This window comes from Pseudomonas silensiensis, from assembly GCF_050434865.1.
Taxonomy (GTDB): domain Bacteria; phylum Pseudomonadota; class Gammaproteobacteria; order Pseudomonadales; family Pseudomonadaceae; genus Aquipseudomonas; species Aquipseudomonas fluorescens_W.
This window is the reverse complement of the sequence record NZ_JBNDJH010000018.1, coordinates 44,194-58,397: the sequence shown is the minus strand read 5'-3', so window position 1 is coordinate 58,397 and position 14,204 is coordinate 44,194. Positions and strand designations below refer to the sequence as shown.

At 60.1% G+C, this 14,204-nt stretch carries 10 protein-coding genes; 6 read left to right on the top strand and 4 right to left on the bottom strand.

Annotated features, from left to right (window positions below; genetic code table 11):
* Positions 1–268 precede the first annotated feature (268 nt).
* A complete protein-coding gene (locus QF010_RS23375; RefSeq protein ID WP_033055676.1) occupies positions 269–1,459 on the top strand; it encodes a benzoate/H(+) symporter BenE family transporter in 1,191 nt (396 codons plus the stop codon).
* Between the two features lie 138 nt (positions 1,460–1,597).
* Here the strand turns inward: QF010_RS23375 and QF010_RS23370 are convergent, their stop codons facing one another.
* Positions 1,598–1,942 (bottom strand): YggL family protein, encoded by a 345-nt coding sequence (locus tag QF010_RS23370; protein WP_007896965.1) that lies wholly within the window; start codon positions 1,940–1,942, stop codon positions 1,598–1,600.
* A 233-nt stretch (positions 1,943–2,175) separates the two neighbouring features.
* Here QF010_RS23370 and dacB point away from each other — a divergent pair, with 233 nt between their 5' ends.
* Positions 2,176–3,636, top strand: coding sequence for a D-alanyl-D-alanine carboxypeptidase/D-alanyl-D-alanine endopeptidase (gene dacB, locus QF010_RS23365; RefSeq protein ID WP_033055677.1), 1,461 nt, complete (start codon positions 2,176–2,178; stop codon positions 3,634–3,636).
* 114 nt (positions 3,637–3,750) lie between these two features.
* On the opposite strand, the gene QF010_RS23360 is transcribed toward dacB, so the two are convergent.
* Both QF010_RS23360 and rlmKL read right to left on the bottom strand, forming a co-directional pair.
* The gene (locus QF010_RS23360) at positions 3,751–6,150 is read right to left on the bottom strand and encodes a sensor domain-containing diguanylate cyclase (protein ID WP_429534038.1); all 2,400 of its coding nucleotides are present in this window, start codon (positions 6,148–6,150) and stop codon (positions 3,751–3,753) included.
* 142 nt (positions 6,151–6,292) lie between these two features.
* Positions 6,293–8,563 carry a bifunctional 23S rRNA (guanine(2069)-N(7))-methyltransferase RlmK/23S rRNA (guanine(2445)-N(2))-methyltransferase RlmL gene (gene rlmKL / locus QF010_RS23355; protein WP_033055679.1) on the bottom strand — a complete coding sequence of 757 codons (2,271 nt, stop codon included), beginning with the start codon at positions 8,561–8,563 and terminating at the stop codon, positions 6,293–6,295.
* Between the two features lie 530 nt (positions 8,564–9,093).
* Between rlmKL and rmf the strand changes: the two genes are divergently transcribed.
* Positions 9,094–9,309, top strand: coding sequence for a ribosome modulation factor (rmf, locus tag QF010_RS23350; protein WP_003223300.1), 216 nt, complete (start codon positions 9,094–9,096; stop codon positions 9,307–9,309).
* A gap of 292 nt (positions 9,310–9,601) precedes the next feature.
* On the opposite strand, the gene QF010_RS23345 is transcribed toward rmf, so the two are convergent.
* Positions 9,602–10,621 carry a quinone-dependent dihydroorotate dehydrogenase gene (locus QF010_RS23345; protein WP_429512536.1) on the bottom strand — a complete coding sequence of 340 codons (1,020 nt, stop codon included), beginning with the start codon at positions 10,619–10,621 and terminating at the stop codon, positions 9,602–9,604.
* A gap of 229 nt (positions 10,622–10,850) precedes the next feature.
* On the opposite strand from QF010_RS23345, the gene QF010_RS23340 reads away from it, so the two are divergent.
* The 3 genes from QF010_RS23340 to QF010_RS23330 all read left to right on the top strand — a co-directional run bounded on the left by QF010_RS23340 (position 10,851) and on the right by QF010_RS23330 (position 14,203).
* Entirely contained in the window at positions 10,851–12,062 is a 1,212-nt protein-coding gene (locus QF010_RS23340) for a CmpA/NrtA family ABC transporter substrate-binding protein (RefSeq protein WP_429534037.1), read from the top strand.
* A gap of 15 nt (positions 12,063–12,077) precedes the next feature.
* Positions 12,078–12,653, top strand: coding sequence for an ANTAR domain-containing response regulator (locus QF010_RS23335; protein ID WP_008146285.1), 576 nt, complete (start codon positions 12,078–12,080; stop codon positions 12,651–12,653).
* Between the two features lie 338 nt (positions 12,654–12,991).
* Positions 12,992–14,203 (top strand): nitrate/nitrite transporter, encoded by a 1,212-nt coding sequence (locus tag QF010_RS23330; RefSeq protein WP_033055683.1) that lies wholly within the window; start codon positions 12,992–12,994, stop codon positions 14,201–14,203.
* Position 14,204: the final 1 nt, after the last annotated feature.

Below are 14,204 nucleotides of genomic sequence, written 5' to 3'. Positions count from 1 at the left end.
TGCGATTGTACACAATGGAGGGTGGCAACACGACTGTACGGCTGTTTGTCACTTCCGCTGTATTGCAACGATTCCTTACGTTTGAGTTTAGGCTTGATCACAGAATCCGCCTTTTGCGCACAATCCCCTGTAGGAGTGAGCCTGCTCGCGATAGCGGTGGATCAGTCGACAACATTGTTGCCTGACACTCCGCTATCGCGAGCAGGCTCACTCCTACAGGTTTTGCGCTATTGCAGACATCTTCATCTGTATAAGGAACACCGCTGTCATGAACGACATCACGCACACGCAGCTCCGCCCTTTTGCCGATACGTCGCCTTCTGCGATCGTTGCCGGCTTCATCGCGATGATGACCGGTTACACCAGCTCGCTGGTCCTGATGTTCCAGGCCGGGCAAGCGGCGGGGCTGACCAGCGGGCAGATTTCCTCGTGGATCTGGGCGATCTCGATTGGCATGGCGGTGTGCTCGATTGGCCTGTCTCTGCGTTATCGCACGCCAATCACCATCGCCTGGTCGACCCCCGGCGCGGCGTTGCTGATTACCAGTCTGGGCGGCGTGACCTACGGCGAAGCCATTGGCGCCTACATTACCTGCGCGGTGCTGGTGACGATTTGTGGTTTGACCGGCAGCTTCGAGCGGCTGGTGAAAAAGATTCCGGCGTCATTGGCGGCGGCTTTGCTGGCGGGGATTCTGTTCAAGATCGGCAGCGAAATCTTCGTCGCCGCGCAGCATCGCACCGCGCTGGTATTGGGCATGTTCTTCACTTATCTGGTGGTCAAACGCCTGTCGCCGCGTTATGCCGTATTGGCCGCGCTGTTGATCGGCACGGCGCTCTCAGGGTTCATGGGCCTGCTGGACTTCAGCGGTTTCCATCTGGAAGTGGCGACGCCGGTCTGGACTACGCCGCACTTCTCCTTGGCGGCGACCATCAGCATTGGCATTCCGCTGTTCGTGGTGGCCATGACCTCGCAGAACATGCCCGGCATTGCCGTGCTGCGCGCCGACGGTTACACCGTGCCGGCCTCGCCGCTGATCACCACCACCGGCATCGCTTCGTTGCTGCTGGCGCCGTTCGGTTCCCACGGGATCAACCTGGCAGCCATCAGCGCGGCGATTTGCACCGGGCCGCATGCCCATGAAGATCGCAACAAGCGCTACACAGCGGCCGTCTGGTGCGGGATTTTCTACGGGATCGCCGGGGTGTTCGGCGCGACGCTGGCGGCGCTGTTTGCCGCGCTGCCTAAAGAATTGGTGCTGTCGATTGCGGCGCTGGCGTTGTTCGGCTCGATCATCAATGGCTTGAGCATCGCCATGAGCGAAGTGAAGGAACGTGAGGCAGCACTGATTACCTTTATGGTCACGGCGTCGGGGCTGACGCTGTTTTCCATCGGTTCGGCGTTCTGGGGGATTGTGGCGGGGGTGTTGACGCTGGTGATTCTGAATTGGCGCAAAAGCTAAAAGCTCGCAGCCTCGTTTCACTCGACAGCTGCTACATGGATTGCATTGCCCTGTAGCAGCTGTCGAGTGAAACGAGGCTGCGATCCTTTGATCGTCACAAAAAAAACGGCGACCCTTGGGTCGCCGTTTTTTACAACATCAAGCTACCGGATTGATCGGCTTTTCCGGGTACCAGACGTCGATCAGCGGGCTGACGGTTGCTTCAGTCAGTTCGCTGCGGCCTTTGAGCCAGGCTTCAACAGCGGCACGCTGCTCTTCGGACACCGAGCCACGCTTCTGCAGGCAAACCAGACCGAAGTCGTCGCCGCCAACATAGCCCAGACCGTTGGCTTCCATGGCTTCTTTCAGGAACGCGTCGAGGAAAGCATCAATGGCTTCATCAGCCAAATCTTCTTTGAAATCCAGGTTCAGTTCGAAACCCAGCTCTTGAAATTCATCGACGCACAGTTTTTTGCGCAGACGCTGGGAACGGTTAGTCGCCATTGGAACAATCCTCATAAGTAATAACGGGCGGCACTTTAGCAGTTTAAGGCGCCGATTGCCCGTTTCTCTGGGCTGCAAGCCTTACCGTCGGTAAAAAATAGCGGATTAGAAGGCCAGGGCACGGCACAAGTCACTACACCTTGGGGCATAATGCCGACACTTTCATGACCACTGAGGGAATTTATCTTCATGCCCTCGTTTTTTTCCCCCTCGGCTGTAGGGTTTTATTTCACATGATCAAATCTTTGCGTCCATTGCTACTGGCCGGTTTTCTGCTCCCGCTGGCCTTCTCTGTCTCCGCCGCCCCGATCAACACCTCGCTGTCGCCCAACGTTGAAAAAGCCCTCAAGGCCAGCAAGATGCAGGACAACGCCCTGTCGCTGGTGATGATCCCGCTCAACGGCCCCGGCACCCCGACGATTTTCAACGCTGACGTCTCCGTCAATCCGGCCTCGACCATGAAACTGGTCACCACGTACGCGGCGCTGGAAATGCTCGGCCCGAACCACCAGTGGAAAACCGAGTTCTACACCGACGGCACCCTCAGCGGCGGCATCCTCAACGGTAACCTCTACCTCAAGGGTGGCGGCGATCCGAAACTGAACATGGAAAAACTCTGGTTGCTGATGCGTGACCTGCGCGCCAACGGTGTGACGCAAATCACCGGCGACCTGGTGCTGGACCGCAACTTCTTCGTACAACCGCAATTGCCGCAGTTCAACGACGACGGTAATGACGATAACAAGCCGTTCCTGGTCAAACCCGACGCGCTGATGGTCAACCTCAAGGCCCTGCGCTTTGTGGCGCGCAACGACAACGGCCGGGTGCTGATTTCGGTAGAACCGCCGATTGCCACCATTCGCATCGAAAACCAGGTCAAAGCCGTCAACTCCAAGCAATGCACCGGTGGCGTGCGTTACAACCCGGTGACCCAGGCCGATGGCAGCGTGACCGTAACGGTCGGCGGCCAGTTGGGCGAGGGCTGCAGTTCCCAGACTTACCTGTCGCTGCTCGACCACGCGACCTACACCGCAGGCGCCGTGCGAGCGATCTGGAAGGAACTGGGAGGCAGCATTCAGGGGGTGGACCGTCTGGCGCCAACACCTAAAGACGCCAAGGTCCTGGCTCGGGCCTTCTCGCCGGACCTGGCGGAAATCATCCGCGACATCAACAAATACAGTAACAACACCATGGCCCAGCAGCTGTTCCTGAGCCTGGGTGCGCAGTTCCGCACTGAGGCCGACGGTGACGATGCCAAGGCTGCACAGCGTGTCGTGCGTCAGTGGCTGGCGAAGAAAGGCATCACCGCACCGCACCTGGTGATGGAGAACGGTTCCGGGCTGTCCCGTGCGGAACGGGTGAGTGCGCGTGAAATGGCCGGCATGCTGCAAGCGGCCTGGAAAAGCCCGTATTCGGCCGAGTTCATCAGCTCGATGCCGATTGCCGGCACCGACGGCACCATGCGCAAACGCCTGAAGACCACGGCGATGCGCGGTGAAGCGCACATCAAGACCGGCACCTTGAATACTGTGCGGGCGATTGCCGGCTTCAGCCGCGACATCAACGGCAATACCTGGGCGGTAGTGGCGATCCTCAACGACAAGGCACCGTTTGGCGCGTCGTCGGTGCTCGATCAAGTGCTGCTGGACCTGTATCGCCAGCCGAAACTGCCGGAAACGGCTTCGGTGCTGTAACCCCCGAAATCAAAAGATCGCAGCCTGCGGCAGCTCCTACAGGTGTACACATAACCCTGTAGGAGCTGCCGCAGGCTGCGATCTTTTCAATTCACTCAAGATCTCCCGGCAGGGTTAGCTCATCTCTCCTTCTACCCGATCCCGTCCTGCCAGTTTCGCCGCATACACCCCCGAATCCGCACGCAGCAGCAGCGCATCCGCGCCCTCCCCGACTTGCCAACTGGCAATCCCGAAACTGGCGGTCACGGTCCCGACGCCTTCGATCGGCGAACTGCGCAACCCTTGCCATAGCTGCAAGGCCAGGACGTGCGCCTGCTCGCCGTTGATGTCCGGGCAGAGCACCATGAACTCCTCGCCACCCAGGCGACAGAACACGTCGGTGCGACGCAGCCGATGGCCGATGCGTTCGCACACGATCTGCAACACCCGATCACCGACTGCGTGGCCGTGCTGGTCATTGATGCGTTTGAAGTGGTCGATATCGAGCATGATCACCGACAGTTCGCCACCGCCGCGTTCGACCCGGCCCATTTCGGTGGTCAGGCGTTCCTGGAAATAGCGGCGGTTGTGGATCCCGGTCAGGGAGTCGGTGATCGATAGCGCCCGCAGTTCTTCTTCCACCCGTTTCAAGTCGGAGATGTCCGAGACATAGCCGTGCCAAAGCACGCCTCCACCGGGCAATTCCTCCGGTGTCGCCTCGCCACGAACCCAACGCAGGCCGCGCAGGGGCAGTTGCACGCGGTATTCCTCGCGCCAAGGGCTGAGGGTGTCCGCCGACGCCCGGATCGAGGCACGGACCCGGGTGGTGTCCTGCGGATGAATCCGCGTGAAAATCGCTTCGGCGTTGAGCAACAACACATCCGGTTCAAGTTCGTAAATCTCGCGAATACCGTCGCTGGCGTAGATCACGCTGAAGCGCCCATCGAATTCCATTTTGAATTGGTAGATCCCGCCGGGTACATGAGCGCTGAGTTTCTTCAGCAACAAATCCCGCGCCGCCAAGGCCTCGTAGACCCGCTTGCGTTCAGTGATGTCGATGCAGATCGCCAGGTGCCCGACCCACAAGCCTTGCTCGTCGAGGACCGGGGTCGCCAGCATGTTCACCGTCAAATGGCTGCCGTCGCTACGCAGCAGCGTCCATTCCCGCGCTTCGTGACCGCCCTCCTCGCCGCCCTCGACCAACATCGCCTGGCAGGTCGGAATCGGTTTGCCATAACGCGCACTCAACTCCGCCGAACGTGCCATGAGTTCTCGGGGCAGGTGCAGGTTTTCCAGGGTCATGTGGCCCACCACCTCGGTGCTGGTGTAGCCAAGCATTTGCTCGGCACCGGCATTAAAGGTGCGGATAACCCCGCGCAGGTCAGTGGCGATGATCGCCACTTGGGTCGCGGCATTCAGCACGCCACGCAACTGGCCATGGGTGCCGCGCAACTCCTGCTCGCGGGCGCGCAGTTCCTGAGTCCGTTGCTCGACCATTTTCAGCGCCCGTCGACGCTGACTGACCAGCACATAGAGCAAGGCACTGAGCAACAGACTGAGCAAGCCGCCCAGCACCACCAGGCTGGTCACCGAAGAGTGATTGGCTCGCAGAAAGGCATCGCTGGGCTGAATGTCGACTTGATAGTCATGGTCGGCAAGCCGCAACAGCCGCGTCGCCGACAACTCACTGGGCGCCGGCGTGTTGGGCGACTCATAAAGCACTTCGTGCTGATCATCTGTGGATAAGTCGAGGATGCGCACCGAAAGATAGTCACGGCCAGCGTCCGGCAGCCCGTCCGCCAGCAACTGATGCATGCTGATCACAGCCATGACATAACCGTACGATTTCACCCCCGCCGTAGCCGGACTACTGCGCCGCAACACCGGTGCGGCCAGCAGCACGCCGCGCGCATAGGCCGGTTCGATACTGACCAGATGCATCGGTTGCGATACCGCCATGCCGCCGAGCTGATCGGCCCGTTCAAGGGTGGCACGGCGCAAGGGTTGAGCCCACAAGTCGTAGCCCAGCGGCGAACCCAGTTTGCTTTGGGTCTGGCTATACAGCACCGCCACGTACTCATCCCGTTCGGCCGCCAGTTGCAGTTGGCCGTCGGCATTGAGTTCGCGCAGGGTGAACTCGGGTAAACCCTCTGCACGCACCTGGCGTTCAAATTCCGCTCGTTCGGCACCGGTTATCCGCTTGGCGAAGGAATAGGCCTGAGTCCGGTGCAGCAGCGGTTGGGTGTAACCGTCGAACTCCGCGCGGGAGACCGAATCGGAATTGGCAAAGAACCGGCGCAGGCCATCGAGGCGCTGCTCCTGATCTTCGAAGCGTTCTTCGATACGGCTGTAACGTTCACTGGCCAGCAGTTGGAAACGTTGCCGCAATTGATGGTGGAACAGATTCAGCGTCGACCACGCCAGCAATCCCGTGAGAATCCCGCCAACAACCAATACCAGCAGAGCGACCAGCCAGGCCGAGACATCTTCACTGATAAAACCCAGGATTTTCGGGCGCACGGCGTGTAACGACATAGACGCAACTCAAGACGCCAGGTGCGGGAAAGCCCATTGGCCATGCGTTGAGTTATAGCTATTAGCCATCAATTTGACCAGCACAGAAAGAAGCCAAGAGCCTTTAAAAATCAAGGCTCTGTGGATCCAATCTCTTCAAGTGTCAACGAGCCGTGATTTTCCAGGCACGGTGGATCTTGCCATTACGGGCGAAATCCGGATCGATGGTCTGGGCGGTGATTTCCTCGACCGCATAACGCTCGGCAAGGTTCTCCTCGAGCTGGAACTTGCGGAAGTTGTTGGAGAAGTACAACACGCCGCCCGGGGCCAGACGCGCCATGGCCAGGTCGATCAATTGCACCTGGTCACGCTGTACGTCGAAGATCCCTTCCATGCGCTTGGAGTTGGAGAACGTCGGCGGATCGATGAAGATCAAGTCGTACTCGTCACGGCAGGCATCGAGCCAGGCCATCACGTCGCCCTGCTCCAGACGGTTCTTCTCGGAGAAACCGTTCAGCGACAGGTTGCGACGCGCCCAGTCCAGATAGGTTTTCGACAGGTCGACGCTGGTGGTGCTGCGCGCGCCGCCCTTGGCTGCATGAACACTGGCGGTTGCGGTGTAGCTATACAGGTTGAGGAAGCGCTTGCCGGCCGCCTCTTTCTGGATCCGCATGCGCATCGGCCGGTGATCGAGGAACAGCCCGGTGTCGAGGTAATCCGTGAGGTTCACCAGCAGCTTCACGCCACCTTCGTTGACCTCGACGAACTTGCCCTGTGCCGCTTGGCGTTCGTACTGCTTGGTGCCGCTCTGACGCTCGCGACGCTTGACCACCACGCGGCTCTTGTCGATGTTCAGGGCCTGCGGAATGGCGGCCAGGGCATCGAACATGCGCGCCGAGGCTTTTTCCGGATCGATGGATTTCGGCGCGGCGTATTCCTGGACGTGGACCCAATCCTGATACAGGTCGATAGCCATGGAGTATTCCGGCATGTCGGCATCGTAGACGCGGTAGCAGTCGATGCCTTCACGCTTGACCCACTTGCCGAGGGCCTTGAGGTTCTTTTGCAGGCGGTTGGCAAACATCTGCCCGCCTTCGCTCAAGCGCGGCTGCTCGATCACCACCGGTGCCGGTTTGATCGGGTTGCCGTTCTTGTTGTACTTCTCGTACTTGCCCGGTGCTACGTCGTTGTCTGCGACTTCGACTTCGGCTTGCTCGCGCTCGACCTGACGCTGTTCCGGAGTGCGACGTTCGCCAGTGACGAACTGGTCCGGCGTGACCTTGATCAGCAGCAATTTGCACGGCAACGCGCCGTTCCAGAACGAATACTGTTTGTGGCTGCGGATGCCCATGCGCTTGCCCAGGTCCGGGGCGCCGGTGAATACCGCGGCTTCCCAGTTCAGGCAGGCCTGACGCAGACGTTCGCCGAGGTTCTGGTAGAGATAGAGCAAGCTCGCTTCATCACCCAGACGTTCGCCGTACGGTGGGTTGCAGATCACCAGGCCTTTCTGGTTCTGGTCCGGACGCGGCTCGAACGTCCCGACTTCGCCCTGGTAGATCTTGATCCACTCGCTCAGGCCGGCACGTTCGACGTTGTTGCGACCCGGTTGAATCAGGCGCGGATCGGCTTCGTAACCGCGAATCCACAGCGGTGGCTTGGCCAGACCGGCCGCGCAACGCTCAGTGGCTTCTTCGTGAAGCTTTTTCCACAGCGCCGGGACGTGACCAAGCCAGGCCGTGAAACCCCACTGCTCGCGACGCAGGTTCGGCGCCATATCGGCGGCGATCATCGCGGCTTCGACGAGGAACGTACCGACACCGCACATCGGGTCAGCCAGCGCGCCGCCATCGGCCGCAATGCGTGGCCAGCCGGAACGGATCAGGATTGCGGCCGCGAGGTTTTCCTTCAGCGGCGCCGCGCCCTGCTGCAAGCGATAGCCGCGCTGGTGGAGGCTGTGACCGGAAAGGTCGAGGGACAGGATCGCTTCGCCACGGTCCAGGCGCAGGTGAATGCGCAGGTCCGGGTTGAGCTTGTCGATGGACGGACGGTCGCCCTGCGGCGTGCGCAGTTTGTCGACGATGGCGTCCTTGACCTTCAACGCGCCGAAGTGGGTGTTGTCGATGCCCGAGCCATGACCGCTGAACTCAACGGCCAGGGTGCCATCGTTGAGCATGTGGTCTTGCCACTCGATATCGAGTACGCCGTGATAAAGGTCTTCGGCGTCCTTCATCGGGAAACGCTTGAGTACCAGCAGCACCCGGTTCGCCAGACGCGACCACAGGCACAGGCGATAAGCGGTTTCCATGGTGGCCATGCCGCGCACAGCCGAGGTGTGCTCACGCGCTTCCTCAAGGCCAAGCCCGACGGCTTCCTCGATGAGCAGGCCTTCAAGGCCTTTGGGGCAAGTGAGGAAGAGTTCGAAACGATCGGACATGGTAATTCCAGAGCCTTTAGCTAAGTGAACCGGCAACGCATTGCCGGCCCGGTTTTCAATCAGGCGCTTTTCTAAAAGAGCGCCCGCGTGGCACGAAGGTGTGCCGTCCCACCCCTGCAAGCTCGGGTTAAAAGAGCTTAGATGCAAAGACAGATAAAAAAGTTGATGCAACAAAATGTCATAAGTCGACCCTTCGTCGAATAGTCCCCCTGCTCAACAGGAGGCATTCTCACTAAAGGATTAACCCCATCATGCAGCGAGGGGCTGATCATACCGGGGTTTTGCCAATAAACACGGGACAACATGGTGTTACTTATCGCCATACCATCTTTATCGTTACGTCCTTATGACAAAACGATCATTCCCTCGATGTGACGCATTGGTTAGAACTCAATACAGGTTGACGCCGCAATGACGTCAACACCTTGGCTTGCGACGCCGGCAGCAAGCCCCAACGGCAGGAGTTTTTCTGCCAGACCTCAATTGAGGTCGACGCGATAAATACAGTCAACAAGTGAGGGCAACACCCTATGAGAAGACTTAAGCGTGATCCGTTGGAAAGAGCATTTTTGCGCGGATATCAATATGGCGTTGGTGGCAAATCCCGTGAGCTTTGCCCATTTACTCTACCGTCGGTACGCCAAGCCTGGATTAACGGCTGGCGAGAAGGACGCGGCGACAACTGGGACGGTATGACCGGCACTGCGGGAATCCATAGACTCAACGAACTTCACGCCGTCGGCTAACACAGGGCACACACTCCGACACGACAATCTGATTACGTAACGACTTACCACGCACGCCCCATCCGGGCGGCGGGCTTCGGCCCAGGGGCACCTTCGAGGTGCCCTTTTTTATGCCTGCTTTTCGCCGAAATACAATTCCTTTGTAGCAGCTGCCGAGCACCGCGAGGTTGCGTTCGGCGGCGAAGCCGTCGTGAAATCAGACACCTCGGTCTTGCAGATACACTGTGCATGCAGGGTTTACGACGGCTTCGCCGCCGAACGCAGCCTCGCGTTGCTCGGCAGCTGCTACAGGTCAGCGCAATGCGGCGATGGCGTCGACGGACTCACGAATAAGCGCCGGACCTTTATAGATGAAGCCGGAATAGAGCTGCACCAGGCTGGCACCCGCGGCGATTTTCTCAGCTGCGTGCTTGCCTTCGGTGATGCCGCCCACGGCGATGATCGGCAAGCGACCGGTCAATTCGGCCGCCAGCACCTTCACGGTGTGGGTGCTCTTGTCGCGAACCGGTGCGCCGGACAAACCGCCCGCCTCGTCACCGTGCTCCATGCCTTCTACGCCGACGCGGCTCAGGGTGGTGTTGGTGGCGATCACCGCGTCCATCCCGGTTTCGATCAGCGCTTGCGCGACCTGAGCGGTTTCTTCGTCGGTCATGTCCGGTGCAATCTTGATCGCCAGTGGTACATGTTTGCCATGACGCAGCGCCAGTTCAGCGCGGCGCGTCGCCAGGTCGGCCAACAATTGCTTCAGCGAATCGCCGAATTGAAGGCTGCGCAGGCCCGGGGTGTTCGGCGAACTGACGTTGACCGTCACGTAGCTGGCGTGGGCGTAAACCTTGTCCAGGCAGATCAGGTAGTCGTCGACCGCCCGTTCAACCGGGGTATCGAAGTTCTTGCCGATATTGATGCCCAGCACGCCCTTGAACTTGGCCGCCGCCACTCGAGCCAGCAGGTGATCGACGCCGAGGTTGTTGAACCCCATGCGGTTGATGATCGCCTCGGCATCCGGCAGACGGAAAATCCGTGGCTTCGGGTTGCCCGGCTGCGGACGCGGGGTGATGGTGCCGATTTCGACAAAGCCAAAACCCAGTTGCGCAAAACCGTCGATGGCCGCGCCGTTCTTGTCCAGACCGGCCGCCAGACCCACCGGGTTCGGGAAGTCCAGGCCCATGACGGTCACCGGCATTTTCGCCGGGGCCTTGCACAGCAAGCCGTTGAGGCCCAAACGCCCGCCCGCGCCGATCAGGTCCAGGGACAGATCGTGGGAGGTTTCCGGGGAAAGTTTGAACAACAGCTGACGGGCCAGGGTGTACATGGGCGGGTTTGACTCTGGGCTACGAAAAGTGGCGGCGATTATAGCCGGGCATCGGGGTTGCAGGCGAGGCGCGCGACAAAATCAGCGTGCGATGGCATATGCCTTGCACCGTCACTCACATCAGCACTCATGCCAACGGCGGGATGAGTCGAAAGACAAAGGCGTCGTCACTTGGCCTTGCCCTGGCAAGCAGCCCGGTCCGGCGCTTTTTTATGGAAGGTGTTTACTGATGATTGAAGTTCCAGCCAACCCTCTGGCCTGGGTCAACGGCAGCGATGCCCCGGAAAAGACCGAAATCAACCTCGGCTTCATGGCCCTGAGCGACTGCGCCTCGGTAGTGGTCGCGGCCACGCAGGGCTTCGCCCAACCTTATGGCCTGACCCTGAACCTCAAGCGCCAGTCGTCCTGGGCCAACCTGCGGGACAAACTGGTCAGTGGCGAACTCGATGCCGCGCACAGCCTGTACGGTTTGATCTACGCCGTGCATTTGGGCATCGGCGGTGTCGCGTCGACCGACATGGCGGTGCTCATGGGCCTGAATCAGAATGGCCAGAGCATCAACCTGTCCCATGGCTTACAGACTTTAGGCGTGACCAGTCCTGAAGCACTGGAACGGCACGTGCACCAAAGTCGCCCAAAACTCACCTTCGCCCAGACATTTCCTACGGGCACCCACGCCATGTGGCTGTATTACTGGCTCGCGAGTCAAGGCATCCATCCATTGCAGGACGTCGACAGCGTGGTCGTGCCGCCGCCGCAAATGGTCGCGCACCTGCAAGCCGGGCGCATCGACGGCTTCTGCGTCGGCGAGCCATGGTCCGCGAGCGCGGTGCAGCAGAGCCTGGGGTTCACGATGGCGACCACTCAGACCATCTGGCCCGATCACCCGGAAAAAGTCCTCGGTTGCACCCGCGCCTTTGTCGAGCAATACCCCAACACCGCACGGGCGCTGGTGATGGCGATTCTGGAGGCCAGTCGCTTCATCGAAGAAAGCACCGAGAATCGCCGCAGCACCGCGAAACTGTTGAGCGCGCCGCAATACCTCGACGCACCACTCGATTGCATCGAACCGCGATTGCTCGGTGACTACGCTGATGGCCTGGGTAATCGCTGGCAGGACCCGCACGCGTTGCGCTTCCATGGTCATGGCGAGGTCAACTTGCCGTATCTGTCCGATGGCATGTGGTTCATGACCCAGTTCCGCCGTTGGGGTTTGTTGCGCGACGACCCGGACTACCTGGGCGTGGCCCGTCAGGTCCAGCAACTAGACTTGTATCGAGAGGCCGCCACTGCTGTCGGTGTGGCCACGAGTGATCAGCCAATGCGCAGCAGCCAGTTGATCGACGGCAAGGTCTGGGACGGCTCGGACCCGGTCGGCTATGCCCGCAGTTTCAAGCTGCACGCCATGAGCGACAGCTCGCCCCTTCTCGCCAGCCGCTGACAGGAGACTACGAATATGTTGCGTATCCTGCTGATCAACGACACCGCGAAGAAAGTCGGTCGCTTGAAGGCGGCCCTGACCGAAGCCGGGTTCGAGGTGATCGACGAGTCGGGCCTGACCATCGACTTGCCCGCACGCGTCGAAACGGTGCGTCCTGACGTGATTTTGATCGATACCGAGTCACCGAGCCGCGACGTGATGGAACAAGTGGTGCTGGTGAGCCGCGATCAACCGCGTCCGATTGTGATGTTTACCGATGAACATGACCCCGATGTGATGCGTCAGGCGATCAAGTCCGGCGTCAGTGCCTACATCGTCGAAGGCATCCACGCACAGCGTTTGCAGCCGATTCTCGACGTGGCCATGGCGCGCTTTGAAAGCGACCAGGCCCTGCGCGCCCAACTCAACGCCCGTGACCAGCAACTGGCCGAGCGCAAGCGCATCGAGCTGGCCAAAGGGCTGCTGATGAAAATGAAAGACTGCAACGAGGAAGAGGCCTACACGCTCATGCGCCGCCAGGCCATGAGCCGGCAGCAGAAGCTGATTCAGGTGGCGGAGCAAATTATTGCTATGAGCGAACTGCTCGGCTGAAGCATTGCATTGCCTGTCAGGGCCTCATCGCGGGCAAGCCCGCTCCCACAGGTTTTGTGGACACCAAAGATCCATGTGGGAGCGGGCTTGCCCGCGATTAGCCGCACCACGGTTTCACCTGTTGGCACAGATCTCGCTAGGTAATCACTACAGGTAACCAACGGCGGTTGCCCCACCTACGACAAAGACGTCGCTCACCTCATTTGCCCTTTGGCGAATCCGGTGGCGGCGTTTTTTTGTTTTGGCCCCACAGACCGGGGCCGGTGGTGCGGCCGATGCGGCGCCCCACCTGCAAGCTCATGACTCCTTCTCGAGACTCCTAACAGCTGAGGTGCGCGATGAATTCAAGCTTCTGGAAATCTGGCCATACCCCGACATTGTTCGCGGCCTTCCTCTATTTCGACCTGAGTTTCATGGTCTGGTACCTGCTCGGCCCGCTGGCCGTGCAGATCGCCGCCGACCTGCACCTGACCACCCAGCAGCGCGGGCTGGTGGTGGCCACGCCGATTCTGGCCGGGGCGGTATTACGCTTTGTAATGGGCTTGCTGGCTGATCGCCTGTCGCCGAAAACCGCCGGGCTGATTGGCCAGGTGATCGTCATCTGCGCCCTGTTCGGCGCCTGGAAACTCGGCATCCACAGTTATGAACAAGCGCTGGTGCTGGGCCTGTTCCTCGGCATGGCCGGCGCATCCTTCGCAGTCGCCCTGCCGCTTGCCTCGCAATGGTATCCACCACAACACCAAGGCAAAGCCATGGGCATCGCTGGTGCCGGTAACTCGGGCACCGTGCTCGCGGCACTGATCGCCCCGGTACTGGCTGCCGCGTTTGGCTGGAGCAACGTGTTCGGCTTCGCCCTGATCCCGCTGATCCTGACCATCATCGTCTTCGCCTGGCTGGCCAAAAACGCACCTGAGCGCCCGAAAGCCAAGTCGATGTCCGACTACTTCAAGGCCCTGGGCGACCGCGACAGCTGGTGGTTCATGTTTTTCTACAGCGTGACCTTCGGCGGCTTCATCGGCCTGGCCAGCGCCCTGCCCGGCTATTTCAACGACCAGTATGGCCTCAGCCCGGTGACCGCCGGTTACTACACCGCGGCCTGCGTGTTCGGTGGCAGCTTGATGCGTCCGTTGGGCGGCGCTCTGGCCGACCGCTTCGGCGGTATTCGCACGCTACTTGGGATGTACACGGTGGCGGCGACCTGCATTGCCGTGGTCGGCTTCAATTTGCCAAGTTCCTACGCCGCATTGGCACTTTTCGTCTGCACCATGCTTGGTTTGGGTGCCGGTAACGGCGCTGTTTTCCAATTGGTGCCGCAGCGTTTTCGTCGCGAGATCGGTGTGATGACCGGTTTGATCGGCATGGCCGGCGGTATTGGCGGATTTGCACTGGCAGCGGGCATGGGCGCGATCAAGCAAAGCACCGGCAGTTATCAACTGGCCTTGTGGTTGTTCGCCAGCCTTGGCGTTCTGGCCTGGTTCGGCCTGCACGGTGTGAAACGTCGCTGGAGAACCACTTGGGGTTCGGCCGCCGTGACCGCTGCTCGGGTCTGAA

Excerpts from the sequence above, each read along its gene's own strand:
- QF010_RS23370 (WP_007896965.1), bottom strand. The coding sequence starts at position 1,942 with ATGGCGACTAACCGTTCCCAGCGTCTGCGCAAAAAACTGTGCGTCGAT.
- QF010_RS23330 (WP_033055683.1), top strand. The coding sequence starts at position 12,992 with ATGAATTCAAGCTTCTGGAAATCTGGCCATACCCCGACATTGTTCGCG.
- QF010_RS23360 (WP_429534038.1), bottom strand. The coding sequence starts at position 6,150 with ATGTCGTTACACGCCGTGCGCCCGAAAATCCTGGGTTTTATCAGTGAA.
- QF010_RS23375 (WP_033055676.1), top strand. The coding sequence starts at position 269 with ATGAACGACATCACGCACACGCAGCTCCGCCCTTTTGCCGATACGTCG.
- rmf (WP_003223300.1), top strand. The coding sequence starts at position 9,094 with ATGAGAAGACTTAAGCGTGATCCGTTGGAAAGAGCATTTTTGCGCGGA.
- QF010_RS23335 (WP_008146285.1), top strand. The coding sequence starts at position 12,078 with ATGTTGCGTATCCTGCTGATCAACGACACCGCGAAGAAAGTCGGTCGC.
- QF010_RS23345 (WP_429512536.1), bottom strand. The coding sequence starts at position 10,621 with ATGTACACCCTGGCCCGTCAGCTGTTGTTCAAACTTTCCCCGGAAACC.
- rlmKL (WP_033055679.1), bottom strand. The coding sequence starts at position 8,563 with ATGTCCGATCGTTTCGAACTCTTCCTCACTTGCCCCAAAGGCCTTGAA.
- QF010_RS23340 (WP_429534037.1), top strand. The coding sequence starts at position 10,851 with ATGATTGAAGTTCCAGCCAACCCTCTGGCCTGGGTCAACGGCAGCGAT.
- dacB (WP_033055677.1), top strand. The coding sequence starts at position 2,176 with ATGATCAAATCTTTGCGTCCATTGCTACTGGCCGGTTTTCTGCTCCCG.